The sequence below is a fragment of the Nitrogeniibacter aestuarii genome, assembly GCF_017309585.1.
Classification (GTDB): Bacteria; Pseudomonadota; Gammaproteobacteria; order Burkholderiales; family Rhodocyclaceae; genus Nitrogeniibacter; species Nitrogeniibacter aestuarii.
This window is the reverse complement of record NZ_CP071321.1, coordinates 3,696,412-3,721,632: the sequence shown is the minus strand read 5'-3', so window position 1 is coordinate 3,721,632 and position 25,221 is coordinate 3,696,412. Positions and strand designations below refer to the sequence as shown.

The following is a 25,221-nucleotide window of genomic DNA, read 5'->3' as shown; positions in this document are numbered from 1 at the left end:
CTTCCACGGAGAGGTGGATGAGTGGTTTAAGTCGCACGCCTGGAAAGCGTGTTCAGGGTAATACCCTGACGCGGGTTCGAATCCCGCCCTCTCCGCCAGAATTTCATGAAAAAGCGGCCCCAAGGGGCCGCTTTTTTTGTCTTCATCGATCGGGTTTGCGTTAGAAATAAAACGTAACGCATCGGTTCGGAACTTGATTGTTGCGGTTGTCGTGACAATGCTTCTACCAGAGCCGGGCTGATCTCCTTCAACGCAGGTGATACCTTGAGTGCATGACTTGAATTGTCTCGCCGCTTTGGGCGCAGGCGCTCAGCAAGGAGGATCGCGTGAAGATAGAACTGTCAGACAAGTTTGCCATCGTGACCGGCTCGACCCGGGGAATCGGGTTTGCCATCGCTCAGGGGCTTGCCGCAGCAGGCGCTCACGTAGTGATCAACGGCCGGACAGCCGCGCAGGTCGACGATGCGCTCGATCGTCTCAAGGGCGCTGACGACAAGGCGAAAGTCGATGGTTTTGCGGGTGACCTGGGGGCCGTCGAGGGGTGTGCCGCGCTCGTCGAGCGATTCCCTCATTGTGATGTGCTGGTCAACAACCTGGGCATCTATGGTCCGCAGGACTTCTTCGAGACTGATGATGCCACCTGGCAGCACTTCTTTGATGTGAATGTTATGTCCGCCGTGCGATTGTCGCGCGCCTATGCCCCGGGTATGCAGAAGGCCGGCTGGGGGCGCATCGTCATGATTGCGTCGGAGTCGGCGATCAATATCCCGAGTGACATGATTCATTACGGTTTCACCAAGACCGCCATGCTCTCGATTGCACGTGGCCTGGCCAAGCGTATGGCCGGCACCGGCGTCACCGTCAACTCGGTGCTGCCGGGACCGACCTTGTCAGAAGGCCTTGCCGACATGCTGGCTGATGATGTGGCCCAGAGCGGTCGCTTGCTTGAGGACGTGGCCGCTGATTTCGTCATGGACGCGCGCCCGTCGTCGGTCATTCAGCGCGCGGCGACCTGTGAGGAGGTGGCCAATATGGTTGTCTACGCCTGTTCGAAGCAAGCGTCTGCAACAACTGGCGCTGCGTTGCGGGTCGATGGCGGGGTGGTGGACAGCATCTGAGCGTCATCCCCAGGCACTAATCGCGGCAACGCCTGTCCTAGAACAAGCATTTGATGATGATGGCATGAGCCGGCTTGGGCGCATGCGTCGTCGCATTTCCCTGGCACCCTGCCGGCGCAGACCGGCCTTGCGTGCCCCCAACAGACTGGAGAACACATCATGACTTACAAGGTATCTGTCCTCGTTGGCTCTTTGCGCAAAGGGTCTTTCAATCTGGCCATCGCCAACGCAATCAAGGAGATGGCGGCACCGGATCTCGATCTGCGTGTCGCCGAGATTGGCGACCTGCCGCATTACAATCCTGATATCGATGGGGATTCGGCCCCCGCCGCGTGGGCACGTCTGCGCGATGAAATCGGTGGCAGCGACGCGGTTCTGTTCGTCACGCCCGAATACAACCGCTCCGTTCCGGGCGTGTTGAAGAATGCGCTGGATGTGGGTTCGCGCCCCTATGGCAAAGGCGTGCTGATCGGCAAGCCGGCGGCGATCATCAGCGTGTCACCGGGTGGCATGGGGGCGTTCGGGGCGGCCCAGCACCTGCGTCAGTCGGTCGCCTGCCTGAACATGCCCTTGCTGCCGGCACCGGAGGTCTACATCCCCGGCGTGGCCAATCTGCTCGACGATGATGGAAAACTCACCAATGAGGACACGCGCAAGTTTCTTCAGCAGTTTTCCGACAGCTTCAAGGGCTGGATCGCCAAGGTCGGCGGGTAAGGCCTGGTTGGCCAACCTGATATGTCAGACGCCGGGGTGTGGCAAGCGCTCCAGCAGCCGGGCTGCGGCGTCTGAAAGCTGGCGGGCCTGTTGCTCCATGAGGGCGATCTGTGCCTCAAGGCCGTCCCGTTCGCCATGACGAGCACGGGTTTCGATCGCAAGCGCCAAGTCAGTGACCGCGACCCCCGAAATCGTGGCCGCGACCCCGCGAATGGAATGTGCGTGGCGCGTCAGCGAATCGAGATCGTCTGCTTCCAGCGCGGCGCTCATGGGGCGAATCAGGTCTTGCCATTCGCTCCGATAGTTTTCCAGCGCGGTCATGATGAGATCACTGTCCTGGTCGAACCGATCGAAAAGGCTGCTTTCATCCAACGTGGCGCGGGCCTGGACCACGCTCGCCTCAGGACGTGGCGAAGCCGGACGTGGCGCGGCGCTTGAGTCGATCCACTGTTTGAGCAGTGTTTCAAGGGCATTGAAATCGACGGGTTTGGGCAGGAAATCATCCATGCCCGCTTCGTCGCAGCGTGTCTTGTCTTCGGCGAACGCGCTCGCGGTGAGTGCAATGATCGGCACGCGCGTGCGTGATTCAGCCGTTTCCCAGCGCCGAATGTGCCGGGTGGCCTCAAGGCCGTCCATGATCGGCATCTGGCAGTCCATCAGAATCAGATCGGGCTCGACGGCGCCCTGCGTCACCACGTCCACGGCCTGTTGGCCGTCGTCGGCAAGGAAGCAGGCATACCCTTGGCGGACCAGCATGGACTTGACCACTTTGCGGTTGATGGCGTTGTCTTCCACGACCAGCACGGTCCCGCAGGACTGATCGGGCTGGCTGGTGCTCTGGACCGGGGCGGACGTGACCCGGGGTGTTTCATCGTGTATGGGTTCAAGGCGGGCGGTGAACCAGAAGGTCGAGCCCTTGCCGGCTTCGCTCGTGACCCCGGCATCACCTTGCATCATGTTGGCGAGGCGCCGGACGATCGAGAGCCCTAGGCCGGTGCCGCCAAACCGCCGGGTGCTGGAGCCATCCACCTGGGAGAACGGTTTGAAGAGCAAGGATTGCTGCTCGGGTGCAATGCCACAGCCGGTGTCGGTGACCTCGAAGCGGATCTGGGCGCCACCGTCGTCGCTCGGCGAGGTTCCTCCGGAGATGGTGACCTCTCCTGAATCGGTGAACTTGATGGCGTTGCTGACCAGATTCGCGATCATCTGACGCAAGCGTGTTTCGTCCCCTAGGTATTGTCGTCCGGGCATACCTCGCCATTCCGCCCTGAGTTCAAGCCCCTTACCCTGAGCGTTCGGGCGGAAGAGTCCAGCGACATGATTGAGCATGGTGGCCGGGTCGAAACCCGTCGGACGCAGCTCAAGCGCGTTGGCTTCAATCTTGGATAGATCCAGTATGTCGTTGAGCAGACTGAGCAGGGTATTGCCCGATTCAAGAATGGCTTCGGCGTATTCGAGCCGTTCATCCTCCGAGAGATCCGGCATCTTGAGCAGTTGCGCCATGCCGAGTACCCCATTCATGGGCGTGCGCAATTCGTGCGACATGGTCGCCAGGAACTGGCTCTTGGCCACGTTGGCCCGTTCGGCCGCTTCCTTGGCCTCGAACAGCTCGGTCACATCCACGCGGAAGCCGACGATGTGGCCGCTGGTGGTCTTGCGTTCGCGGATACGCAACCAGCGCCCGTCGTCGAGCGGTTGCTCCAGATCGATGTTGCCCGACAAATGGGCCTCGAGACGCTCTGCGACCCATTCGTCGATTCGTCCGCGCGCCTCCTGGTACTGTCCGCGTTCTGCTCCGTAGCGCAGGATCGATTCGAACGTGGCGCCCGGAACGATGGCGGGCGCAGACGTCTTGTAAAGGTCCTTGTAGCGATCATTGCAGAAGATCAGGCGGTCTTCCGGATCGTAGATGACGAAGGCCTCGCCGATGGCTTCGATGGCGTTGCGCAGGAGTTCGTCGGATTCGGCCAGCTGTTGCTGCGTGAAGTCGCGCTCCAGTCGGGCGCCGATCCAGCGCGCGATCAAACTGACGAATTCACGGTCGTTGTCGTCCCAGGGGCGGTAATAGGGGGCGCGACTGGAAAAGTGTACGGTGCCGTAGATCTGACCATCGACCCGGATGGGCGCGCCCAGGAAGGCTTCCTGACTCCATTTGAGATAGCACGGCATGTGCTGGTAGCGGGAGCGGGCCATGTGCTCGACTGCGACGATGTCGTTCTCGGCCAGCGTGATGCTGCACAGGGTGTCTTGAAGATTGAACTCCAGCCCCTCGCGGATGGCCGAGTCGTTTGCCACCGCTGCAACGATACGGTGGCTGCCCTGGCGCGTCTGGCCGATGATTCCGACCTCCAGGCCGAGCAGGGAGGTCCCGAGGCGCAGGGCCTCTGTCAGCCGCGCCGTGATATCCAGCCCGGCGGATCGGTTGCCCAGGTCGTTCATCGCTCTCAGGTAGGCCAGCTGGCGGTTGCGTGACTCCTCGAGTGCGTTCTGTTCCGTCGTGTCCTGAACCTCGAGCAGGCGAAGGTGGCGTTCGCCGAATTGCAGGCTGGCCACGCGACAGTCGACCGTCCTGACCTCGCCACTCTTGAGGCGGTGCTCCGTGCGCTGCGGGCGCGTGTCGTAACCCGGCAAGGCCTGGGGTTGATCGCCTCGCCTGGATTCGTCGACGAGATCGGTCAGGTCCATGGCGAGCAACTCTTGCTCCCGATAGCCGTAGAAATGCTCCGCAGCGAGATTGGCCGCCACGATGCGGCCATTGAAAGGGTCGATCAGCAGCTGGGGCGCGTGCGAATGGGCGAACAGCTGCCGATAGCGTTGCTCGCTGCCGGCGAGCGCATCGCGCTGCGATTCGATCTCGGCGGTTTGCTCGGCCACGAGCTGGCGGACCAGTGCCGTGCGGCCTGTCATCGACATCAACACGAACTGAAGGGCCGCCGCCAGCAAGCCGCCAATGACAGAAGCGATCCAGGCCCAGTCGGTCAGCAGGTTGCGCGCCGAGGTGTGATAAGTCGCGATCTGCCAGCTGCGATCTCCCATCTGGACCTTGCGTCGCCACGCGGACTCGGGAAGTGTCGACGTTGGCTCCGGACCCGAGAAATAGAGCATGCGCTGACCCTCCGGCGCATTCTCGTCGGTAATGGTGTAGTCGATGCCCTCATGTCTGAGTCCGGTGGTGGCAATGTTGATCAGCAGGTCAGCCTTGAGCACAGCCACCGCAAAGCCGATCGGAGCCCGCTTGCCGTCGGCGCCTGCCCGGGCAAACGAATACGCCGGGGACAGGGCGAGCACGCCGGGGCGGCTGGTGCTTTCCTGGATCAGCCGGATCGGCGCTGTCAGCGCCATATCACCCATGGCCAGGGCGCGTTCGATGGCATGGCTGCGCAGGGGATTCGAATTGATGTCAAACCCCAGGGCGCGTTCGTTTCCCTGCAAGGGGCCGATAAAAGCGACCGGAACGTAATACGGCCGGTCGCCCGCTGCGACCAGTTTTCCGGCACTGGACCGCTCGACGATCCGGTATTCGGGAAGGCCGGTGATCACCCGCATTTTTGTCTCGAACGCCGCGCGCTCGGTGGCAGTGACCAGCGGATTGAGGCTCAAGGCAAAGATGTCCGGATTCTTGAGCAGCGTGACTCGGGTCAGGTGTTCGAAATCAGCGTAGTTGAAATCCCGAGAGATCTCATACATGCGCGCCAGCGACCCGAGAATCTCGTGGTGTGCCACGGCCCGGCGGGCGAGCTGTTGGGCAATGGTGTCGGCCGTGGTTTCAAGTTCTCGGGTCTGGCGCTCCTCGTCCCAGCGGTCGATGGCCTGGGCGGCCAGCAGGATCAGGGTGATGCACACCACCATCACGGGAATCTGCACGAGCACCCGGTCTTGCCAGGCAATGGTCCGGCTGCGCAACAGGGAAATCACGATCGGGGCGACGATGAGCACCCCCAGCACATTGCTGATGTAGAAGTGCGTCCACACGCTGCCGGCAAGGCTCGTGTCCAGCAGCCCGAAGGCCATTGCGCTGGCGGCATGGGTGGTGGGGGCGACGACACTGGCCACAATGGCGGCCAGGCCGAAGAAAATCAGCGTGTCACGGTCATGGAGCAGGTCTCGCCACTTCTCTTCTGCGTGCTGGCGTACGAGGGCTGCGCCCAGCGCAGCCTGCAAGCTCACGCCAGCCGCGTCGGCCAAGGCCATTGGAAAATAGAAGGGGTGGATGTCCGCATGGAATGTGAAGCCGGGCAGCGTGGCAATGGCCGCGCCAATGGCGACCCCGGGCAGCAAGCTGCTTCCGCCGATGAGCACCGCGACGATCCCCAGGCCCGCCCCGAAGGCGATCGGCGGAATACCCGTATCTCCCGGGGGGAAGAGCTGGCCGAGCGCGCACAACAGCAGGTACGCGATCACCAAAGCGATGTTGTAGAACAGTCTCGATGCCAAGCGCATTCCGGAAACAAGCCAATCGACACGGGCGCACCGGCGCCCAGCTCATCTAAGAGTTACGGCGTGGCTCGGGAAGCCTTGAATCCTTCAGGCGAAATCCGTTATTCGGCGGCGCGCAGATGCTGGCGGACCGACAGCGCTGTGCCCAGCCATCCGAGAAAGACCGCAATTAGCAGCAGTAGCGCGACCTGGTCGGTGGTCGGGCCATTGAGGGCAAACACGGCGCCATAGGCGGCGGCGAGTTCTTCCGCCGGCGGGCGCAACAGTGCAACACCGCCCGAGACCACGCCCCAGGCCACCACGCCCCCCAAGAGCCCCTGAAGGCAACCGAGCCAGTAGAAGGGGCGACGGATGAACTGGTCGGTGGCACCCAGCAGACGGGTGACCTCGATCTCGGCCCGCTGGGTGAGAATCTGCAGCCGGATGGTGTTGAAGGTGATGATCACCAGCGCGCAGGCGAGCAGGATGGCCAGCAGCGAGACGCAGAGTTCGGCCAGGGCCAGCAAGGCATGAAGACGTTGCACCCAGGCGGCATCGAGTTGCACGTGCTCGACCATGGGCCAGGCCGAGAAACGTGCCTTGAGTGTCTCGAACAGCGCCGGATCTTCGTTGGCCGGGGTGATGATGAAGGCGTGCGGCAGCGGGTTGCCGGGCAGACCGTCGAGGACGTCGGCCAGTCCGTTGTCGGCCAGTTGCTTGAGGGCCGCGTCGCGCGCCACAAACTGGAAACCGGACAACTCCTTGCTGTCGCGCAGACGGGCCTCGATGTCCTTGACGTCGTCGTCGGTCGCCTCGAGCGACAGGTACAGACTGATCTCCGGGCTGCCGGTCACGCCGCGCGCCAGCGAACCCACGTTGTCCACCAGGACGAAGCCCCCGGCCGGCAGGGCGAGCGCGATACCGACCACCAGGGCGGAAAGAACCGTGCCGATCGGTTGCCCGACCAGGCGGCTCAGGGCATGGGCCAGCGCTTTGCGGTGCTGATAGAACCAGGCGCGCATTATTCGGCCCCCTCGATCAGTCGCCCCTGATTGAGCACCAGCCGGCGCGGGCGGGTCTCGTGAAAGAGCGTGGGGTCGTGAGTGCACACGATCACGGTGACGCCGACCGACTTGAACGACTCGAACAGCTGTGCGATGTCGCGGGCGTAATCGGCGTCTAGGTGGGCCGTGGGCTCGTCGGCGATGAGCACCGAGGGCTTGTTGGCAATCGCACGGGCGATCGATACCCGTTGCTGTTCGCCGCCCGACAGGCCGATGGGCATTTCCTTGCCGCGCCCGGCCAGCCCTACGCGCTCAAGGGCCGCGTCCACACGTCGCCCGGCGTCACTGGGTGCCATGCCGGTGATGACCAGCGGCAGCATCACGTTGTCGTGCACATTCCGGTCGTAGAGCAGACGGTTGTCCTGCATCATCAGGCCCAGACTGCGGCGCAGGTAGGGTATTGCGTTGCGTGGCAGATGGCTGACGTCCTGTCCATTGATGAGCACGCGTCCGCTGGTGGGACGCTCGACGACCGGAATCATCTTGAGCAGTGTGCTCTTGCCGGCGCCCGAGTGGCCGGACAGCACGACCAGTTCGCCATGCCGAAGTTCGAAGCTCACCTCGGTGAGCGCCTCGTGCCCGCCCGGGTAGCGCTTGGTGACCTGCTCGAAAACGATCATGCCCGGGGCTTCTGTGATTCGGATTTGGCAAACAGGGCGTCAACGAACTCGCGTGCCTGGAAGGGGCGAAGATCGTCGATGCCTTCGCCTACACCGATAAAGCGCAGTGGCTTGGGGCACTGGCGGGCGATGGCGGCCAGGATGCCGCCCTTGGCGGTGCCATCGAGCTTGGTGATGACCAGGCCGGTCACCTTGACCGCGGCGTCGAAGGACTTTACCTGTGCCAGCGCGTTCTGACCGATGTTGGCGTCCAGCACCAGCAGCACTTCATGCGGGGCCGTCGGATCCACCTTGGTGATGACCCGGCGCACCTTGGCGATCTCGTCCATGAGATGGCTCTGCGTTGGCAAGCGGCCGGCCGTGTCTGCCAGCACCACATCAATTCCGCGCGCCTTGGCGGCGTTGACCGCGTCGAAGACCACAGCTGCCGGATCGCCGGACTCCTGAGCGATCACGTCCACGCCATTGCGCTCGCCCCAGGTCATCAGTTGCTCGCGCGCGGCCGCCCGGAACGTGTCGCCCGCTGCGAGCAGCACTTTCTTGCCTTGGCCCTGGTACCACTTGGCCAGCTTGCCGATCGAGGTGGTTTTGCCCGACCCGTTGATGCCCGCCACCATGATGATGAAAGGCTTGTGGGTGGTGACATCCAGCGTCGCTTCGAGCGGGGCGAGGATGGCGGTGAGTTCTTCGACCAGCGCTTCTCGCAGCTGGTCGGCGGTTTCCAGCCCGTCGCGCTTCCAGCGCGTGCGCAGGGCGCCAATCAGGTGTGTGGTCGCCTCGATGCCGCAGTCTGCCATCAGCAGTGTGCTTTCGATGTCTTCGAGCAGCTCCTCGTCGATCTTGCGCAGACCGAACATGCCGGCCAGGTTGAGTCGCGTGCGATTGAGGCCCGCCTTGAGCCGGTCGCGCCAGCTGAGCTTGGGCGCGGGCGCCACGGGCGCAGGCACCGGTGGCACTTCGGTGCTGGCATCATGCGCCACAGGCGCGACGGGTGACTCGCCCTGAGGGGCACTCTCCGGGGGGCTATCACCCGGGGACGCGACGTCGGTGGGGGGCTCGATCTGTTCGTCGCTCAATCCAGCTGGTGCCACCTCGGTGGGCGCGTCGTGGTCGACAGCGTCTTTGCGTTGCCCGGACTCGGGGTCTTGGGGCACCTGCGTGGTGGCAGTGTTCAGGTCCTGAGCGTCGACCGCACTGTCCTTTTGTTCGGCAGGCGAGTCCTTCTTTGCGGATTTCTTGAAGAAACCAAACATGGCGATTCGAGTCACATGGGTGGATTGCCGCGCGGGCCGGCTGGCAGCGCCCGCGACGAGCCGCTACCATGGCTCGCCGTCCGGTCGCCGGACGAAACGCAAATTTTATCAGATGCAGGATGCGTGGATGACACAGAAACGACTTCGCTCCGAAGTACACGGCTGGGGCCTCGCCGGGGTCCGCCGATGGCTCCTGGGGGCGGTCGCGGGCGTCGTGCTGGTCGGACCGGCCATGGCGAACCCCTTTGAAATGACGCTCGACAACGGGATGAAGGTGGTGGTGAAGGAAGACCGCCGCGCGCCTTCGGTGGTTCACATGGTGTGGTACAAAGCCGGCGCCATGGACGAGGTTGATGGCACATCGGGGGTGGCCCATGTGCTCGAACACATGATGTTCAAGGGCACCGAAGCGGTCGGACCGGGCGAGTTCAACAAGATCGTGGCCGGCGTGGGCGGGCGCGACAACGCCTTCACCAGTCACGACTACACCGCCTACTTCCAGCAAGTCCCGGCCGACCAGTTGCCGCGCATGATGCAACTTGAGGCCGATCGCATGTCCGGGCTCATGCTCAAGGACGAGGACTTTGCCAAGGAAGTGGAGGTCGTCAAGGAAGAGCGGCGGATGCGCACCGATGACAAACCCCGCTCCCTGGTGTTCGAAGAGTTGATGGCGACCGCCTTTCATGCGCACCCCTACCGTCGGCCGGTGATTGGCTGGATGAGCGACCTGGATCACATGACGCCCGATGACGCCCGGGCCTGGTACGACCGTTGGTACGCGCCGCAGAACGCGACGCTCGTGGTGGTTGGGGATGTGGATCATGAAGCCGTCTTTCGCGAGGCGGCCGCCACCTACGGGCAGGTCAGGCCGCGAGCCGCCCTGCCGTCGAGACCGCTGATTGAAGAGCCTCCGCGCCGGGGTGAGCGACGTGTCAGCGTCAGGGCACCTGCGGAACTGCCGTATGTGGTCATGGCCTGGGCTGCCCCGGATTTGCGGGATGCAGCGGCGGATCGCGACGTCTACGCGCTGCAGGTGCTTGCGGCGGTGCTGGATGGCTACAGTGGTGCGCGCTTGCCGCGACGGGTGGTGCGTGAAGCCGGGGTCGCAGTGTCGGCCGGCGCAGGTTACGACGGCATCGGCAGAGGGCCGCAGCTGTTCTTCATGGACGGCTCTCCGGCCGCCGGCAAGACGGTGGCAGACGTGGAGGCGGCGCTACGTGCGGAACTGGTTCGAGTGCAGACCGAAGGCGTGGCCGCGGATGAACTGGCGCGCGTCAAGACGCAGGCTGTTTCGAGCCGGGTCTTTCAGAAAGACTCGTTGATGGGGCAAGCCATGGAAATCGGCTCGCTGGAGAGCGTTGGCCTGTCCTGGCGCGATGCCGCCGTGATGCTCGAAGGCATTCGCAGCGTGACCGCCGATGAAGTGCGCGATGTAGCGAACCGCTATTTCAGCGATGACTCGCTCACCGTGGCGGTCCTTGATCCGCTCCCGATCAGTGAATCCAAACCGCGCCGCCCGAGTGTGCCGGTGCGGCATTGACCATGAAGACAGACCGAATGATTGATCTTCCCCGCTTGATGGGTTTCCTGCGAACAGCCAGCGTCGCATTGTTGTGTGGCGTGGCCATGCCAGCGATGTCGGCGGTCGATATCGAACAGTGGACGCTGCCCAGTGGCGCCCGGGTGAACTTCGTGCGCGCCGACGCCTTGCCGATGGTGGATGTACAAGTCGACTTTCCCGCGGGGAGCGCCTACTCGCCCGGACGAAAAGCCGGGCTTGCGGGCATGGTGGCCGGCCTGCTGGATGCGGGCACGTCCCGCTACGACGAAAATGCCCTCGCAGACCGCTTTGCCGATCTGGGCGCTCAGTTCGGCGCCAGCGCCGGCACTGACCGGGCATCGGTGAGCTTGCGGGTGTTGTCGAGTGAGACCGAGCGCACGGCGGCGGTGGCGTTGATGGCTGAAGTGATGCGTGATCCGGTGTTTCCGGTCGCCATCCTCGATCGTGAGCGCGGCCGGGCCATCATTGGGTTGCAGGAGGCCGAAACGCAACCGGGTTACCTGGTCGATCGTGCCTTCATGGCCGAAATCTACGGGACTCACCCCTACGGGGCTTCGGCCTCCGAAGCGTCGCTCAAGTCGATCACGCAGGGGGATCTGGTCAGCTTTCATCGACGCTACTACGCCTCGGGCGTGGCGAGTATCAGCATCGTGGGCGATGTGGACCGGGCGCAGGCCGACCGCATCGCGCGAGTCCTGACCGACGGCCTGCCGGAGGGGCGCCCCTCGGTGGCCTTGCCGAGCCCGGTCATGCCCGATGCCAAGCTGCTGCGGATCGACAATCCCTCGGCGCAGGCGCATATCGCCATTGGCATGCCGGGGCTGCGTCGCGATGATCCCGACTATTACGCATTGCTGACCGGCAACTACGTGCTGGGCGGTGGCGGATTCGTCTCCCGGTTGATGAAGGAGGTCCGCGAGAAGCGCGGATTTGCCTACAGCGTTTATAGCCATTTTTCCCCGCACCGGGTCGCTGGCCCCTTCCGCATCGGTCTTCAGACCCGAGGCCGGCAAACGGATGAAGCCATCGAAGTGGTGCGGCAGACGCTGGCGGACTTCATCGATCAAGGACCCAGTGAGGATGAGTTGGCCGCTGCGAAGGCCAACATCGTCAATGGCTTCGGCCTTCGACTCGATTCGAATGCCAAACTGCTTGGCTATGTTTCGGTGATCGGCTTTTACGACCTGCCGCTCGACTGGCTGACCGAGTACCCCAAGGCGGTGCAGGCGCTGACGGTGGACGACGTGCGTGATGCCTTCAAGCGTCGCGTACTACCGCAGCATCTGGTGACCGTCGTCGTGGGCGGCAGTGGCGACGTGGCGGACGATGGGGGCCGGCCTTGAGCCGGGTGCGCATTACCGGCGGCCAGTGGCGATCGCGCATGCTTAACGTGACCATCGCGACCGGGCTGCGCCCGACGCCGGATCGCGTGCGTGAGACCCTGTTCAACTGGCTCGGCCAGCACCTGGACGGTTGGCGCTGTCTCGATCTGTTCGCCGGCTCAGGCGCGCTGGGATTCGAGGCGGCCTCGCGCGGAGCTGGAGAGGTGGTCATGGTAGAGTTCAACCCCCGTGTGTTTGCGCTCTTAAAGCAGCATGCTCAAGCACTTGGGGCAGATCAGGTGGAGTTGGTGCGCTTGGATGCGCTAAAATTCGCCGCGTCTGCGTCCCGGCCCTACGATCTGGTGATGCTCGACCCGCCCTACAACAAGGGCTGGATCGAGCAGCTTGAACCACACCTGGAGGCGTTGGTGGCGTCCGACGGCTGGCTCTATATCGAGGCCGAAGTGCCTGTTGAGTCACTGGGCGAATTCGAGGCCGTCAAGTCGGGGCGCGCCGGGCAGGTCTGTTTTCAGTTGCTGAAGAGGCGAGGGGGCGCATGAACGGCACGGTCATTTATCCTGGGACCTTCGATCCGATGACCCGGGGTCATGAAGATCTGGTGCGTCGCGCGTCACTGCTGTTCGAGCGCGTTATCGTGGCGGTGGCAGCCAGTGCGGGCAAAGGCCCCATCTTCGAACTCGAAGAGCGTGTCGACATCGCCCGTGAGGTGACGGCCGGCTTCGCCAACGTTGAAGTGGTCGGGTTTTCCGGGCTGCTGATGGATTTTGTCCGGGCGCAGCAGGCCCGGGTGATTTTGCGTGGCTTGCGGGCTGTTTCAGATTTCGAATACGAATTCCAGATGGCCGGCATGAACCGCAAGCTCTTTCCCGATGTGGAGACGGTTTTCCTCACACCGGCCGAGGAGTACATGTTCATTTCCGCCACCATGGTGCGCGAGATCGCGCGCTTCGGGGGAAATGTCGGACAATTTGTTCACCCTGCCGTGGCACAGCGCCTGCGGGTGAAGTTGAATCAAGCGAACTAGGAGAGAGGATCAAGCCATGGCTCTGATGATTACCGACGAATGCATCAACTGTGATGTGTGTGAACCGGAATGCCCGAACAACGCCATCTACCAGGGTGACGAGATCTATGAGATCGACCCGAACAAGTGCACCGAATGTGTTGGCCACTTCGACGAGCCTCAGTGCCAGCAAGTGTGCCCGGTGGACTGTATCCCGCACGACCCGGACCACAAGGAGTCGCAGGACGATCTGATGGCCAAGTTCGTGAAGCTCACGCAAGGCTGAGCTTCAGGCAGCACGCAACAAAAAAGCGAGGCCGGTGCCTCGCTTTTTTGTTGCCGGAATCCGGCCCGGATCAGGCCGCCATGGCTTCTTCGCGCTCCTGGCGGAGGGCGTCGAGATCCGCGTCGGTGGCACCGAGGGCCTTGCGGATGTCGCCCGCCACTTCGGCCAGCTCGTCACGCAGGCGCTGAATGCCGCGGTCCTGCTGTTCGAGTTCGACAATGCGATCTTCAAGGGTGTCGGTCGCCTGGTGAATCCGTTTGACGCTCTCGAGGCGACGCTTGAGCTGGAGCTGGTACTCGCGCACCTGCGTTTCAAGCGGAGACATCACGGCGCGCAGCCAGTGCTCCACATCCCGGTTGGCCACTTCGAAGGTGCGTCGCGCCTGAATGGCGACCGTCTCGAAGAACTTCTGGGTCAGCGTGTGCTTTTCGGTCGTGATGAGCGCCAGCGTGGTATTCAATTGCTGGTTGAAGGCTTTCTCAAGCTGATTGATCTCACGCTCGTAACGCAGGGTCGAAAAACTGGCCGGCTGGGAGAGCTTGAGGCCGTGCTCGACACTGAAGCGCTTGTACATGGCATTGAGCATGCCGGAGATTTCGTTGACCTCTTCGGATGACTTTTGCAGGTTGCTGCGCAGATGGTCGAAGAAGCTCGTCATGGCCTGACGCAGGCCGCGCGAGAAGGTGGACTCGAGCATGGCCTCGCGAGTCTTGCGTGTCTCGTCGCGCAGCGCATCCAGGCCCAGGTGGGCCAGCAGGTTGTTGGTGAGGTTCGAGAAGATGCTGCGCACGGCATAGTATTTCTTGAGGCCGGCCTCGAATTCTTCTTTCTCGGACCGGACTTTGCGCATCATGTATTCGATGACGTTCTGGTTCTTGCCGCGCAGGTCGGTCAGTTCCCTGAGCTGTTCGTGAACGCCGCGCTGGCGAGACGCGAGCAGCTCGTCGGCGTGCAGCGCCAGGTCTTCCGTTTCAGCCAGCGTCGACTGGCGAACGATCTTCTGTTTGGCGGGCAGCAACTGGTCACTCAGCGCCGTTTCAAGTTCGCCCAGGCGACTGCGCTGGAAGAGTTCCTGATCGTTCTGGATGCGGGCGAGCAGGGCCTTCTGTGCAGAGATCGGGAAGATACGGCTCTCGCTCAGGCCCAGATCCTTGCTCACCGACACCACCTGGCGGTTGATTTCCTCGGCGATCCGGCTGTCACCGCGCAGCCCGTCCCACAGGCTGTCGATCTTGTTGAGGACCACCAGACGACCTTCGGTCCGCTGGCCGGCATTCACGTAATCCCTCCAGACCGTCATGTCGCTCTGGGTGACGCCCGTGTCTGCGGCGAGAATGAACAGGACGGAATGGGCGTTGGGCAGCAGCGAAAGCGTCAGTTCCGGTTCGGCACCGATGGCGTTCAACCCCGGGGTGTCCAGCACGACAAGGCCCTGTTCAAGCAGCGGGTGCTGGAAATGAATGATGGCGTGGCGCCAGCATGGAATGGTGACCTCGCCATTTGCGTCGGGCTGCAGTCCGGTCTTGCCCTCGTGGTCGAGAATGAAGCCCAGCGCTTCGGCTTCGTCCTGGTGGACCACCTTGGTCTCGCCGACACGGGCGAGCGCACTTTGCAATGCAGCCGTCGAGCCGATGTCGAGCGTATGGGAAATCCACTCATCCGGATGGCGCTTGAACTCGCTGACCGTGGTGTGGTTGCGGCGCGTTTCGATGGGCAGCAGGCGGATCTGGGGGGTGTCGCCCTCAGACCATTGCAGCTCGGTCGGGCACATGGTGGTTCGACCCGCACTCGACGGCAGCACGCGGTTGCCGTAATCGGAGAAGAACAGGGCGTTGATCAGCTCGGACTTGCCGCGCGAAAACTCGGCCACGAAGGCGATCGTGAGTTTGTCTTCCTGCAGGCGGTCGAGCACGTACTGAAGCCGAAGGTCGCCCTGTGCGTCCCCGATTTCGTTCTGGTTCAACCAACTGCGCAGCAGGCCGACAGAGCGGGCAGTGTCGGCGCGCCAGCGGCTGTATTCGGAAAATTGGTCAATCAGTGCCATGGTGTCCTCGCCGGTCGAACAATGCCGGAGTCGTTTTTATCCCAATATCGCAGCATAGCGCTGCGCCTGTCGCTCTCCAAGCCTGGCGCCATTCTCTGCCCCGAGTGGCGGGCTTTCAGCGACGAACGGCAAGTTGCCCATGTCATTAACGACGCTGGCAGGCTGGACACAGAAAGGTCGAGCGTTGTGCGATGACGTGACGCTGGATCGGTCGCCCGCACGTGCGGCAAGGTTCGCCTTCGCGGGCATAGGCGAAATATTGCTGCTGGAAATACCCGGGGGCGCCATCCGTGCCGACGAAGTCCCGCAAGCTGCTGCCGCCGGCGGCGATCGCTTCGGTGAGCGTGGCGCGTATTTCCTCGGCCAGTCGCTGGCAGCGTTTCGGGCCTAGGCGGCCGGCCTCGGTCAGCGGGTGAATCCTGGCGCGGAACAGGCTTTCTGACGCATAGATGTTGCCGACACCCACAATCTGATGGCTATCCATGATGAAGGTCTTGATGGGGCGCTTGATGTGCCGGGTGGCACGGTGGAGCCAAACGCCGTCGAACGTCTCTTCAAGCGGTTCGATGCCGAGGTGCGCGAGCAGCGCAGGCGGGGCGCTGTCCTTGGGCATCCACGTGATCAGACCGAAGCGACGCGGATCACGATAGCGCAGGATGCGATCGCCAAACTCGATATCCACATGGTCGTGAAGGTTGGGGCTTTTGCCAATGTCGACAATGCGCAGGCTGCCGGACATGCCCAGGTGGATGAGCAGGTCGCCGTGGCCGAAATCAAGGAGCAGGTATTTGGCGCGCCGACGCACCTGCTGCAAGACTCTGCCGCGAAGCGTATCTGCAATGTCATTCGGGACGGGAAGGCGGAGGCGTGGCTGGCGAACCGAGACGCCGCTGACGCGTGCGCCGGTCAGGTGCGGCGCAATGCCGCGGGCAGTGGTCTCGACTTCGGGTAATTCGGGCATGGCAGCTTCGGGTGAATGGGTGTCCCATATTCTAAGCAGACTGTCCGCTTGCCCGGTGTGGTCAAACTCCCTAACATGCGTCGAACCGACGCGGCAAAATGCACTCCAACGGTCAACACAAACCCGGTTTCGAAGATCTGTGTGATCTTGCTGCCGCAACGACGCCCGATGCGGTGCGTCCAACTGGATTCATGACATGGCTTTTTCTTTGAAGCTCAAACGCGGCGTTGTCATCATGACGACCGCGATGGCTGGCCTCCTGATGCCGGCCGTTCATGCCGCCGACGTGGCTGCAGAGCCTCACCCGGGGCAGGAACTGACCCCGCAGATTCTGTTCGACATGCTGCTTGCCGAGATCGCGCTGGCGCGCGGTCGGCTCGACTACAGTTTGCCGCTTTACGAGCGCCTGGCACGCACCACCAAAGACGCACGCGTGGCTCGCCGTGCGACGGAGATCGCCCTGTTCGCCCGGCGCATGGACATGGCGCAGGAGACGGCGCGCATCTGGGCTGATGCTGACCCGGAATCCGAAGATGCGCAGCGGGTGCTCTCGGGCGCCATTGCGGGCGCCCAGATGCCTTCGGAGCAGATCGAAATGCGTCTGGCCGAGTCGCTGGCCAAGGCGGGGCCGCGCCTGCCCGGTGCCCTGCTCAGCCTGAATCGGGTGCTGGCACCCGTCGAGGACAAGCAGCGGGTGCGCAAGATCGTCGAGCGGGTGACCGAGCCCTACATGGACATGGCCGAAGCGCATTTCGCCCGCGCCCATGCCGCCTCGGGCGCACGCGACATGCAGGCCAGCCTGGCTTCGCTGAACGAGGCGCTGGTGCGTCGGCCCGACTGGTCTCAGGCGGTGCTGCTCAAAGCGCAGATCGAGCAGACGATGGACCCGCAGGCGGCGGAGAAAACGCTGGCCGGATTTCTTGAATCGCATCCGGACGATGTGGACGTCCTGCGTGGATATGGGCGTGTCCTGCTGGGAAACAAGCGGTACGCACAGGCGCGCACCGCGTTTGAGAAAGTGCTTGAACGCGAGGACGGTGACGATGCCTCGCGTTATGCGGTGGGGATCATTGCGCTCGAAATGCGTGATATCGACGTGGCTGAGCGTGTCTTCAAGCGCTTGAGCCAGTCCGGCTATGCCGATGGTGACGGGGTGCAGACCGGACTGGCGCAAGTGGCTGAGGCACGCGGGCAACTGGATGAAGCGATCGCGCACTACGATGCGGTCGAGGATGTGCCCCGGCGCGAGCGTGCCCAGTTGCGCATCGCCCAGCTGCTGGTCAAGGAGGGGCGCTTTGACGAGGCGCGCAAACGTCTGCGGGCACTGGGTACGGACGACGCAACTCGCGCCAATTACCTGTTGGTCGAAGCGCAGTTGATGCGTGACGCCGGTCGTATGGAAGAGGCCGTGAGCGCAGTGGACGAAGGGCTGCGCATCAAGCCGGACGACCCGGACCTGCTGTACGAGTCGGCCATGCTGGCTGATCGTCTGGGGCGCACCGAGGCCATGGAAGGGCGCTTGCGCAAGATCATCGCCCTCAGTCCCGACTACGCGCATGCCTACAATGCGCTCGGATACTGGATGGCGGATCGTGGAGAGCGACTCGGCGAGGCCGAGGCTCTCATCCGCAAAGCCGTCGAACTGCGCCCGGAGGACCCGTTCATCATGGACAGTCTGGGTTGGGTTCTATATCGGCGCGGTCAGTTCGAGGAAGCGCGACAGCTGCTTGAGCGCGCTTACCAGATCCGGCCTGATCCCGAGATCGCTGCCCACCTGGGTGAAGTGCTCTGGGAGATGGGCAATCAGGACGAGGCTCGGAAAACCTGGCAGATGGCGGCAAAAGATCATCCGGAGAATGACACGCTGGTGTCCGTGATGCGTCGGTACGGGCAATGATGCGTTGGCTTCTCGCTGGGTGTGCCGCGCTGGTGCTTGCGGCATGTGCCTCGACGCCTGAGACAGTGCCGCTTACCACCATTGCGTTCAGGCCGGTCGAGTCACATTTCGCCATCGGCGGACGACTGTCTGCGCGCACGGGGGATGAGGCCATTCACGGCAAATTCGAGTGGCAACATGCCCCCGGTCAGGATCAGTGGGACTTCTATTCCCCGTTGGGGCAGATCGTGGCGCGTGTGCGCCGCGATGGCGACATGGCAGTGCTGCTCACGGCTGAGGGCGAGGAAATTGCCGAGCCGTTTTCTCAGTTGATGCAGCGGGTGCTGGGCATGAATGTGCCGGTCAATGCGCTGCCTCGATGGGTTCAGGCGGGCGTGGTGGCCACCGAGGTCGTGAGAGAGTCGGATGCGTTGGGACGTCCGGTGCGCATTGCAGATGACGGCTGGCAGGTGCGATACCTCGCCTACGCAGACGAGACGCCATCGGCACGCCCCAGGACGATTGAAGTCTCGCGCGGCGATGCACTGCTCAAGCTGCTGGTGGATCGCTGGGAATGACGCAGGTGCTGATCGAATGCCCTGCACCGGCAAAGATCAATCTCTTTCTTCATGTGGTTGGCCGACGCGAGGATGGATACCACCTGCTGCAGACGGCATTTCGCATGCTCGATTGGGGGGATCGGCTCGATTTTCACGTCCGGAGCGATGGTCGGGTCCGACGCGTCAACGATGTGCCCGGGGTTCCGGCGGCGGACGATCTCGTGGTGCGTGCGGCCGGGGCGCTTCAGCAGGCAACGGGGGTTGATCGGGGTGTTGATATCGAAGTGACCAAAGTCCTCCCCATGGGGGGCGGGCTGGGCGGAGGCAGTTCCGACGCGGCGACCACACTGATCGCACTCAACCGACTGTGGGAGACCGGCCTCGATCGGCATCAACTGGAGTCATTGGCGCTGCCACTGGGGGCGGACGTTCCGTTTTTCGTCTATGGACGCACGGCCTTTGCCGAAGGCGTGGGGGAGCGGTTTTCGCCCATTCACCTGGCGCCGTGCTGGTACGTTGTCGTGGCGCCCGGCGTGCACGTGCCCACGCCCGAAATCTTCCGCGCAAAAGAGTTGACGCGCGATACGAAACCTATCAAAATATCGGACTTCGCAATGAGCGCAACGCACAATGATCTTGAGCGTGTGGCGATCGAGCGATACCCGCAGATAGCGGACGCAGTCGAGTGGTTGGGGCAGTTCGGCCCGGCACGAATGACAGGCTCTGGAGCCTGTATTTTTTCGGCATTCGACAGCGAGCAGGCAGCCAGAGATGTTGTCCGGCAGTGCCCCGATCGGTGGCAGGCTTGGGCGGCGAAAAGTCTCGATGTGCATCCGATGCACGGCTGGGTGGGTTGAGCGCGCGAAACGGTTTTTTGGGGAGTCGCCAAGTCGGTTAAGGCACCGGATTTTGATTCCGGCATTCGAGGGTTCGAATCCTTCCTCCCCAGCCAGTAGAGAGTCGGGCAGGCGTCATGCCTGCCCGATTGTTTTTTGCGATCGGCTTTCGTTCGGCATCGGAGAAGCAGCATGGCTCATGGCAGCCTGATGGTGTTCACGGGGAACGCTAATCCCAAACTCGCCGCAGACGTGGTCAAACGTCTTGGTATTTCCCTTGGTTCTGCGACGGTGGGTCGTTTTTCCGATGGTGAGGTGAACGTTGAATTGCTCGAAAACGTCCGCGGCAAGGACGTATTCGTGCTGCAGCCCACCTGCGTGCCCACGAACGACAACCTGATGGAACTGGCGGTTCTGGTCGACGCACTCAAGCGTGCGTCCGCCGGCCGTATCACCGCAGCCATTCCCTATTTCGGTTATGCCCGTCAGGATCGCCGTCCGCGCTCTGCTCGCGTTCCCATCACTGCCAAGGTGGTGGCCAACATGCTGCAGGCGGTGGGTGTTCAGCGCCTGCTGACCATGGATCTGCACGCGGACCAGATTCAGGGTTTCTTCGACATCCCGGTGGACAACGTTTATGCCGCGCCGGTGTTGCTGAATGATCTGGACAAGCAGAAGTTCGATGACCTGATGGTCGTGTCACCCGACGTGGGTGGCGTGGTGCGGGCACGTGCCTTCGCCAAGCGGATGGAGTGCGACCTGGCCATCATCGACAAGCGCCGTCCGAAGGCGAATGTCTCCGAAGTGATGAACATCATCGGTGAGGTCAATGACCGCACCTGCGTCATCATGGATGACATCGTCGATACTGCCGGCACACTGTGCAAGGCTGCGGCTGCGCTCAAGGAAAACGGTGCCAAGCGTGTGCTCGCTTACTGTACCCATGCGGTCCTGTCCGGTGCCGCCGTCGAGCGCATCAAGGACTCTGCCCTCGATGAGCTGGTCGTGACCGACACCATCCCCCTGAGTGACGAAGCGCGTGCCGTGGGCCGTATCCGGCAGGTGTCGGTGGCTTCACTGCTGGCGGACACCATTTTGCGCATCAGTAACGAAGAGTCTGTCAGTACGCTCTTCATGGAATGATTTTTCGCGCCGACTCGGTTTGAGTCGGCATTTTAATGAACCGATCTGGTCGCGGACGGTTCGAATTTTGGAGTAGTCATGGATATTCAATTCAACGCTGAAAAGCGCGATGCCAAGGGTACGGGTGCGAGCCGCCGCCTGCGTCGCGACGGTCGTGTGCCGGCCATCGTTTATGGTGCAGACAAGGACGCCATCCAGGTGACGCTTGATCACAACGAGATCTATCACCTGCTGCGCAAGGAGGCCTTTCACGCTTCCGTGCTGACCATGAACATCGACGGTAGCAAGGACACCGTGGTTCTGCGTGACACCCAGTGGCACCCGTACAAGCAGCAAGTGCTGCACCTGGATTTCCAGCGCGTGAAGGCGGGCGAGAAGCTGCACCTGAAGGTGCCTCTGCACTTCGTCAACGACGAAGACGCTCCGGGCGTCAAGCTGCAGAACGGTCTGATCACCCACGTGATGAACGAACTGGACGTTGCTTGCCTGCCGAAAGATTTGCCGGAATTCATCGAGGTTGACCTGGGCGCCATCGAAGCTGGCCAGTCCATCCACGTCTCTCACCTGAACCTGCCGAAGGGCGTTGAAGCCGTGCTGCACGGTGAAGATGATCCGGTCGTGGTCAGCTGCGTGCCGCCGCGTGGTGGTGTGGCTGCCGGCGAAGAAGGTGAAGAAGGCGAAGAAGGCGCAGCCGAAGAGTAATTCACTCGCTGGAGACCTGTCGCATGTCCAATACGTCGCGACCGGCACCCAAGCTGATCGTCGGCCTCGGCAATCCGGGGCCCGACTACACCGAAACCCGGCACAATGCCGGGTTTTGGTTTTGTGAGCGCCTCGCGGCGCGACTGGGTGCCCACTTCAATCGGGAGAGCCGGTTTCATGGTCAGGTCGCCAAGACCACCGACGGCATCTGGCTGCTCATGCCGGAAACCTTCATGAACCGATCCGGGCAGTCCGTGGGCGCACTCGCCCGGTTCTTCCGGATCAGTCCCGCTGAAATTCTCGTGGTGCACGATGAACTCGACCTGCCGCCAGGCCAGTCCCGAATCAAGTTCGGTGGTGGTCTGGGGGGGCATAACGGGTTGAAAGACATTTCAGCGCATTGCGGCACCCATGACTACTGGCGTCTGCGAATCGGTATCGGCCATCCCGGCGACCGTAATGCGGTGGTGAGCTTCGTTCTCAAGCGCCCGAGTCGTGCTGAAGAAGAATTGATCGACGAAACCATTGACCGGGCCCTGAGTGCCTGGCCTGACATTCAACGCGGCGCGTACGACGCGGCTGCACAGACCATCAACGCGCGCCCGTCGCGCGGCAAGGAAGCCAAATGAGCTTGAAATGCGGCATTGTGGGGCTGCCCAATGTAGGCAAGTCCACCCTGTTCAACGCGCTGACCAAGTCAGGAATCGAGGCAGCGAACTATCCCTTCTGCACCATTGAACCCAACGTGGGGATCGTCGAAGTGCCGGATGAGCGCATCGCCGCACTCTCGGCCATCGTCAAACCCGAGCGTATCCAGCCGGCCATCGTCGAGTTCGTGGACATCGCCGGTCTGGTGGCGGGGGCTTCCAAGGGGGAGGGGCTGGGCAACCAGTTTCTGGCCAATATTCGTGAAACAGACGCCATCGTGAACGTGGTGCGTTGTTTCGATGACCCGAATGTTGTCCACGTCAATGGACACGTTGATCCCCTTGCTGACATCGAAACGATCGTCACGGAGCTTGCGCTGGCCGACCTGGCCGCCGTGGAAAAAGCCATCTCCCGGGAGGGGAAGAAAGCGCGTTCCGGCGACAAGGATGCGAAGAAGATCGTCGAGGTGCTCGAGCGGCTTCAGCCCCACCTCAACGAAGGCAACCCGGCGCGAACCTGCAATCTGTCGGACGAGGATCAGGAACTCATCCGCCCCCTGTGTCTGCTGACCATCAAGCCGGCGATGTACGTGGGTAACGTGCTCGAAGACGGCTTTGAAAACAATCCGCACCTGGACCGTCTGCGCGCCCATGCCGAGGCCGAGGGCGCTCCGGTGGTAGCGGTGTGCGCAAAGATCGAAGCCGAACTGGCCGATCTCGATGACGAGGACAAGCAGGCGTTTCTTGAGGACCTCGGGCTGGAAGAGCCCGGTCTGAATCGGGTCATTCGTGCAGGGTTCAAGTTGCTGGGTTTGCAGACCTACTTCACTGCCGGCGTCAAAGAGGTGCGTGCCTGGACGGTCGAGATTGGCGCCACGGCACCGCAGGCCGCGGGTGTGATTCACACCGACTTCGAACGTGGCTTCATCCGCGCACAGACCATTTCCTACGACGACTTCATTGCCTACAAGGGCGAGGCCGGCGCCAAGGAAGCGGGCAAGATGCGCGTCGAGGGCAAGGATTACATCGTGCAGGACGGTGACGTCATGCACTTCCTGTTCAACGTCTGACCATTCGGGGCCGGATTGCGGTGCGAGGTTTCAGCGCATCAGCTGATGGCGTCACGTCGCGGTTCTGCCCCGTCGCCAAGCGAAGCGCGCGGCGGTTCTCCATGGGCCATGTGCCGGCCACCGCCGAGACGCTTGGCTTCGTACATGGCTGAATCAGCGTGTGCGAGCAAGGTGCGTGCGGACGTGCCGTCTTCGGGATAGATGGCGAGGCCGACACTGCCGCCAAGCATGTACTGACGATCGCCTGCCTCGACGGGCAGCGCCAGGGAGCTGGTGATTTTGGTCGCCACCGTGTGTGCTGACTCGGTGTCCACGTCCGGCAGGATCACGACGAATTCATCCCCGCCCAGGCGCGCAACGGTGTCACTGGCACGGATGGCGGACTGCAGACGCTTGGCCACGGAGACCAGCACCAGATCGCCGACCGCATGGCCTGCCGTGTCGTTGATGATCTTGAAGTTGTCCAGGTCGACGACCATGACTGCCAGCTTCAGGTCGCGCCGTGCCGCCTGAGCGATGGCCAGGTGCAGTCGATCATCCAGCAGGCGCCGGTTCGGCAGCCCGGTGAGTGTGTCGTGATAGGCCAGTTGCCGGAAGCGCTCGGTGCCGCGCATCTGCTCGGTCACTTCCGAGCCAATGCCATGGTAGCCGGCAAAGTTGCCCGCGGTGTCGAAGGTGGGGTTGCCACTCATGGAAAACCAGCGCTGGGTGCCCTGGTCGCCCTTGAGCTGCCAGATGAAGTCACGGAACGGCTCGCGCTTTTCGATCTGTCGCTGCAAGGCGGCCCAGCCCTCGGTGCTGACCCCGCCAATCTGATGAAGCGCCCCCAGTGCATGGCCATAGATCGCAGGTGACAGCCCAGCATGCTTGAGGCCGGGGCCGCTCAGATGGGTAAAGCGCAGGTTGGCGTCCCATTCCCAGTACCAGTCGGACGTCAGGGTGATGAGGCGGCGATAACGCTCTTCGGAGGCGTGCAGTGTCGCCTCGGAATGCATGCGCGAGGTCAGGTCCTGACCCGTCCACACCACCCCTTTTTCGAGTCGTGCCGGATCGACGGCATCGGCATTGAATTCCACCCACAACAGCTCGCCGTTGGCCCGCCTGACCCGCACCTTGATGCGGAAGGTGAGCCCTTCGCTCATGATGCGTCGGGCGCGCTGCGCATGGCGGTGCCATTCGTTGGGGTCGGCCAGCCATTGCCATAGCGGGCGTCCCAGTACGTGTTCGGTGGGCTCGCCGACCAGGTCGGCAAAGCGCTTGTTGCATTTGAGCAGCCGGTCGCCGCGCGTGAGGATGATGGCTTCGGCCGTGCTCTCGAGAATGATTCGCTGTTCTTCGGCGAGGTTGTCGCTGGTCAGCCGCTGAGTGAGCGTGCTGCGCAGCATCTGGTGAAAGAGTTCGTGCAGCGCGAAGAGCATGAGCGCGAATACACTGGCGGCGACGGCCGCCTGGGGCATTGCCGGCGGCGGGGTGACGGCGAAGACGGTGATCACCGGCCCCAGCAACGGGACGACGAAGGCGAAGAAGGCCACCCGACTGGGCGCAAGAATGCCGGTGCCGCCCAGGGCGACAACGCCCAGAATCATGGTCATGACGATCTGGACAGTGCTTTGCTCGCTGAAGCCGCCGAGCAGGGGCAGGGCCCCCCAGATGGCGCCGTTATAGAACGCGTTGGCCGCAAAGCAGGCTTCAAGCCGAATGCTGCGTACGGTGTCGTGTCCCCAGCAGGCAAGTACGCGAATGAGGTAAATCGTCACCAGCATCCCGGCGCCGAGCGCCAGTGCCCAGGACATGAGCGTTTGGCCGCCCAGAAAGGGCCACAGCCAGATCACGGTCGCCGCGGCGGCCAGAATGCCACTGGCGATACCGGTCTGGAGATTGGTCGCCAGCATCTGCATGCTCTCGGCGTGCGCACGCCGCTGGATGCGCGACTGGCGGCCGTGGTCTTGCTCTCGCTGGATGGCTATGCGATCCATAAATGTGGGGGCGCAGCCTGAGTAAGGA

Annotated in this window: 21 protein-coding genes and 2 tRNA genes; 16 read left to right on the top strand and 7 right to left on the bottom strand. The window is 62.7% G+C overall.

Annotation, left to right across the window (positions count from 1 at the left end):
• The first annotated feature begins 7 nt into the window (after positions 1-7).
• From J0W34_RS17295 to J0W34_RS17285, 3 genes are all read left to right on the top strand, one after another.
• Positions 8-98: transfer RNA gene (locus J0W34_RS17295), tRNA-Ser, on the top strand.
• A gap of 228 nt (positions 99-326) precedes the next feature.
• Entirely contained in the window at positions 327-1,118 is a 792-nt protein-coding gene (locus J0W34_RS17290; RefSeq protein ID WP_227817943.1) for an SDR family NAD(P)-dependent oxidoreductase, read from the top strand.
• Positions 1,119-1,277: 159 nt separating this feature from the next.
• Entirely contained in the window at positions 1,278-1,832 is a 555-nt protein-coding gene (locus tag J0W34_RS17285) for an NADPH-dependent FMN reductase (RefSeq protein ID WP_227817944.1), read from the top strand.
• Between the two features lie 24 nt (positions 1,833-1,856).
• Here J0W34_RS17285 and J0W34_RS17280 read toward each other — a convergent pair whose 3' ends face one another.
• From J0W34_RS17280 to ftsY, 4 genes are all read right to left on the bottom strand, one after another.
• On the bottom strand, positions 1,857-6,266 hold the full coding sequence (locus tag J0W34_RS17280; RefSeq protein WP_230969612.1) for a CHASE domain-containing protein: 4,410 nt from the start codon (positions 6,264-6,266) through the stop codon (positions 1,857-1,859).
• Positions 6,267-6,370: 104 nt separating this feature from the next.
• Positions 6,371-7,270: a permease-like cell division protein FtsX gene (gene ftsX, locus J0W34_RS17275; RefSeq protein ID WP_230969611.1), complete on the bottom strand. Its 900-nt coding sequence runs from the start codon at positions 7,268-7,270 to the stop codon at positions 6,371-6,373.
• Complete coding sequence (locus J0W34_RS17270) at positions 7,270-7,932, bottom strand: cell division ATP-binding protein FtsE (RefSeq protein WP_227817947.1); 663 nt, start codon at positions 7,930-7,932, stop codon at positions 7,270-7,272. Before J0W34_RS17270 ends, ftsX begins: the two co-directional genes overlap by 1 nt.
• Complete coding sequence (gene ftsY, locus J0W34_RS17265; protein ID WP_230969610.1) at positions 7,929-9,185, bottom strand: signal recognition particle-docking protein FtsY; 1,257 nt, start codon at positions 9,183-9,185, stop codon at positions 7,929-7,931. Before ftsY ends, J0W34_RS17270 begins: the two co-directional genes overlap by 4 nt.
• Positions 9,186-9,312: 127 nt before the next feature.
• Here ftsY and J0W34_RS17260 point away from each other — a divergent pair, with 127 nt between their 5' ends.
• Genes J0W34_RS17260 through J0W34_RS17240 form a run of 5 tightly spaced genes read left to right on the top strand, consistent with a single transcriptional unit; the run spans position 9,313 to position 13,378 of the window.
• Positions 9,313-10,725 carry a M16 family metallopeptidase gene (locus J0W34_RS17260; protein WP_230969609.1) on the top strand — a complete coding sequence of 471 codons (1,413 nt, stop codon included), beginning with the start codon at positions 9,313-9,315 and terminating at the stop codon, positions 10,723-10,725.
• A gap of 17 nt (positions 10,726-10,742) precedes the next feature.
• The gene (locus J0W34_RS17255) at positions 10,743-12,089 is read left to right on the top strand and encodes a M16 family metallopeptidase (protein ID WP_230969608.1); all 1,347 of its coding nucleotides are present in this window, start codon (positions 10,743-10,745) and stop codon (positions 12,087-12,089) included.
• The gene (gene rsmD, locus J0W34_RS17250; protein WP_227817951.1) at positions 12,086-12,628 is read left to right on the top strand and encodes a 16S rRNA (guanine(966)-N(2))-methyltransferase RsmD; all 543 of its coding nucleotides are present in this window, start codon (positions 12,086-12,088) and stop codon (positions 12,626-12,628) included. Before J0W34_RS17255 ends, rsmD begins: the two co-directional genes overlap by 4 nt.
• Complete coding sequence (gene coaD, locus J0W34_RS17245; RefSeq protein ID WP_227817952.1) at positions 12,625-13,113, top strand: pantetheine-phosphate adenylyltransferase; 489 nt, start codon at positions 12,625-12,627, stop codon at positions 13,111-13,113. The genes rsmD and coaD overlap by 4 nt, the downstream gene beginning before the upstream one ends.
• A 16-nt stretch (positions 13,114-13,129) precedes the next feature.
• A complete protein-coding gene (locus J0W34_RS17240; RefSeq protein ID WP_227817953.1) occupies positions 13,130-13,378 on the top strand; it encodes a YfhL family 4Fe-4S dicluster ferredoxin in 249 nt (82 codons plus the stop codon).
• A 70-nt stretch (positions 13,379-13,448) separates the two neighbouring features.
• On the opposite strand, the gene J0W34_RS17235 is transcribed toward J0W34_RS17240, so the two are convergent.
• Complete coding sequence (locus tag J0W34_RS17235; RefSeq protein WP_227817954.1) at positions 13,449-15,422, bottom strand: dynamin family protein; 1,974 nt, start codon at positions 15,420-15,422, stop codon at positions 13,449-13,451.
• A gap of 145 nt (positions 15,423-15,567) precedes the next feature.
• Positions 15,568-16,383, bottom strand: coding sequence for a bifunctional DNA-formamidopyrimidine glycosylase/DNA-(apurinic or apyrimidinic site) lyase (mutM, locus tag J0W34_RS17230; protein ID WP_230969607.1), 816 nt, complete (start codon positions 16,381-16,383; stop codon positions 15,568-15,570).
• A gap of 196 nt (positions 16,384-16,579) precedes the next feature.
• Here mutM and J0W34_RS17225 point away from each other — a divergent pair, with 196 nt between their 5' ends.
• The 8 genes from J0W34_RS17225 (at position 16,580) to ychF (ending at position 23,217) form a co-directional block, all read left to right on the top strand.
• On the top strand, positions 16,580-18,280 hold the full coding sequence (locus J0W34_RS17225; protein ID WP_230969606.1) for a tetratricopeptide repeat protein: 1,701 nt from the start codon (positions 16,580-16,582) through the stop codon (positions 18,278-18,280).
• Positions 18,277-18,837, top strand: coding sequence for a lipoprotein insertase outer membrane protein LolB (gene lolB / locus J0W34_RS17220; RefSeq protein WP_230969605.1), 561 nt, complete (start codon positions 18,277-18,279; stop codon positions 18,835-18,837). The genes J0W34_RS17225 and lolB overlap by 4 nt, the downstream gene beginning before the upstream one ends.
• On the top strand, positions 18,834-19,676 hold the full coding sequence (gene ispE / locus J0W34_RS17215; protein WP_230969604.1) for a 4-(cytidine 5'-diphospho)-2-C-methyl-D-erythritol kinase: 843 nt from the start codon (positions 18,834-18,836) through the stop codon (positions 19,674-19,676). Before lolB ends, ispE begins: the two co-directional genes overlap by 4 nt.
• Before the next feature lie 18 nt (positions 19,677-19,694).
• Positions 19,695-19,771: transfer RNA gene (locus J0W34_RS17210), tRNA-Gln, on the top strand.
• Positions 19,772-19,847: 76 nt separating this feature from the next.
• The gene (locus tag J0W34_RS17205) at positions 19,848-20,798 is read left to right on the top strand and encodes a ribose-phosphate pyrophosphokinase (protein WP_227817959.1); all 951 of its coding nucleotides are present in this window, start codon (positions 19,848-19,850) and stop codon (positions 20,796-20,798) included.
• 78 nt (positions 20,799-20,876) lie between these two features.
• Positions 20,877-21,500: a 50S ribosomal protein L25/general stress protein Ctc gene (locus J0W34_RS17200; protein ID WP_227817960.1), complete on the top strand. Its 624-nt coding sequence runs from the start codon at positions 20,877-20,879 to the stop codon at positions 21,498-21,500.
• A 23-nt stretch (positions 21,501-21,523) separates the two neighbouring features.
• Positions 21,524-22,129 carry an aminoacyl-tRNA hydrolase gene (pth, locus tag J0W34_RS17195; RefSeq protein ID WP_230969603.1) on the top strand — a complete coding sequence of 202 codons (606 nt, stop codon included), beginning with the start codon at positions 21,524-21,526 and terminating at the stop codon, positions 22,127-22,129.
• The gene (gene ychF / locus J0W34_RS17190) at positions 22,126-23,217 is read left to right on the top strand and encodes a redox-regulated ATPase YchF (protein ID WP_230969602.1); all 1,092 of its coding nucleotides are present in this window, start codon (positions 22,126-22,128) and stop codon (positions 23,215-23,217) included. The genes pth and ychF overlap by 4 nt, the downstream gene beginning before the upstream one ends.
• A gap of 38 nt (positions 23,218-23,255) precedes the next feature.
• Here ychF and J0W34_RS17185 read toward each other — a convergent pair whose 3' ends face one another.
• The gene (locus J0W34_RS17185; protein WP_227817963.1) at positions 23,256-25,193 is read right to left on the bottom strand and encodes a diguanylate cyclase domain-containing protein; all 1,938 of its coding nucleotides are present in this window, start codon (positions 25,191-25,193) and stop codon (positions 23,256-23,258) included.
• Positions 25,194-25,221 lie beyond the last annotated feature (28 nt).

Coding starts and splice junctions, on each gene's coding strand:
- coaD (WP_227817952.1), top strand. CDS start 12,625: ATGAACGGCACGGTCATTTATCCTGGGACCTTCGATCCGATGACCCGG.
- mutM (WP_230969607.1), bottom strand. CDS start 16,383: ATGCCCGAATTACCCGAAGTCGAGACCACTGCCCGCGGCATTGCGCCG.
- J0W34_RS17225 (WP_230969606.1), top strand. CDS start 16,580: ATGGCTTTTTCTTTGAAGCTCAAACGCGGCGTTGTCATCATGACGACC.
- J0W34_RS17240 (WP_227817953.1), top strand. CDS start 13,130: ATGGCTCTGATGATTACCGACGAATGCATCAACTGTGATGTGTGTGAA.
- ftsX (WP_230969611.1), bottom strand. CDS start 7,270: ATGCGCGCCTGGTTCTATCAGCACCGCAAAGCGCTGGCCCATGCCCTG.
- J0W34_RS17205 (WP_227817959.1), top strand. CDS start 19,848: ATGGCTCATGGCAGCCTGATGGTGTTCACGGGGAACGCTAATCCCAAA.
- J0W34_RS17260 (WP_230969609.1), top strand. CDS start 9,313: ATGACACAGAAACGACTTCGCTCCGAAGTACACGGCTGGGGCCTCGCC.
- J0W34_RS17270 (WP_227817947.1), bottom strand. CDS start 7,932: ATGATCGTTTTCGAGCAGGTCACCAAGCGCTACCCGGGCGGGCACGAG.
- J0W34_RS17235 (WP_227817954.1), bottom strand. CDS start 15,422: ATGGCACTGATTGACCAATTTTCCGAATACAGCCGCTGGCGCGCCGAC.
- ftsY (WP_230969610.1), bottom strand. CDS start 9,185: ATGTTTGGTTTCTTCAAGAAATCCGCAAAGAAGGACTCGCCTGCCGAA.
- ispE (WP_230969604.1), top strand. CDS start 18,834: ATGACGCAGGTGCTGATCGAATGCCCTGCACCGGCAAAGATCAATCTC.
- pth (WP_230969603.1), top strand. CDS start 21,524: ATGTCCAATACGTCGCGACCGGCACCCAAGCTGATCGTCGGCCTCGGC.
- J0W34_RS17185 (WP_227817963.1), bottom strand. CDS start 25,193: ATGGATCGCATAGCCATCCAGCGAGAGCAAGACCACGGCCGCCAGTCG.
- J0W34_RS17285 (WP_227817944.1), top strand. CDS start 1,278: ATGACTTACAAGGTATCTGTCCTCGTTGGCTCTTTGCGCAAAGGGTCT.
- J0W34_RS17200 (WP_227817960.1), top strand. CDS start 20,877: ATGGATATTCAATTCAACGCTGAAAAGCGCGATGCCAAGGGTACGGGT.
- J0W34_RS17255 (WP_230969608.1), top strand. CDS start 10,743: ATGATTGATCTTCCCCGCTTGATGGGTTTCCTGCGAACAGCCAGCGTC.
- lolB (WP_230969605.1), top strand. CDS start 18,277: ATGATGCGTTGGCTTCTCGCTGGGTGTGCCGCGCTGGTGCTTGCGGCA.
- ychF (WP_230969602.1), top strand. CDS start 22,126: ATGAGCTTGAAATGCGGCATTGTGGGGCTGCCCAATGTAGGCAAGTCC.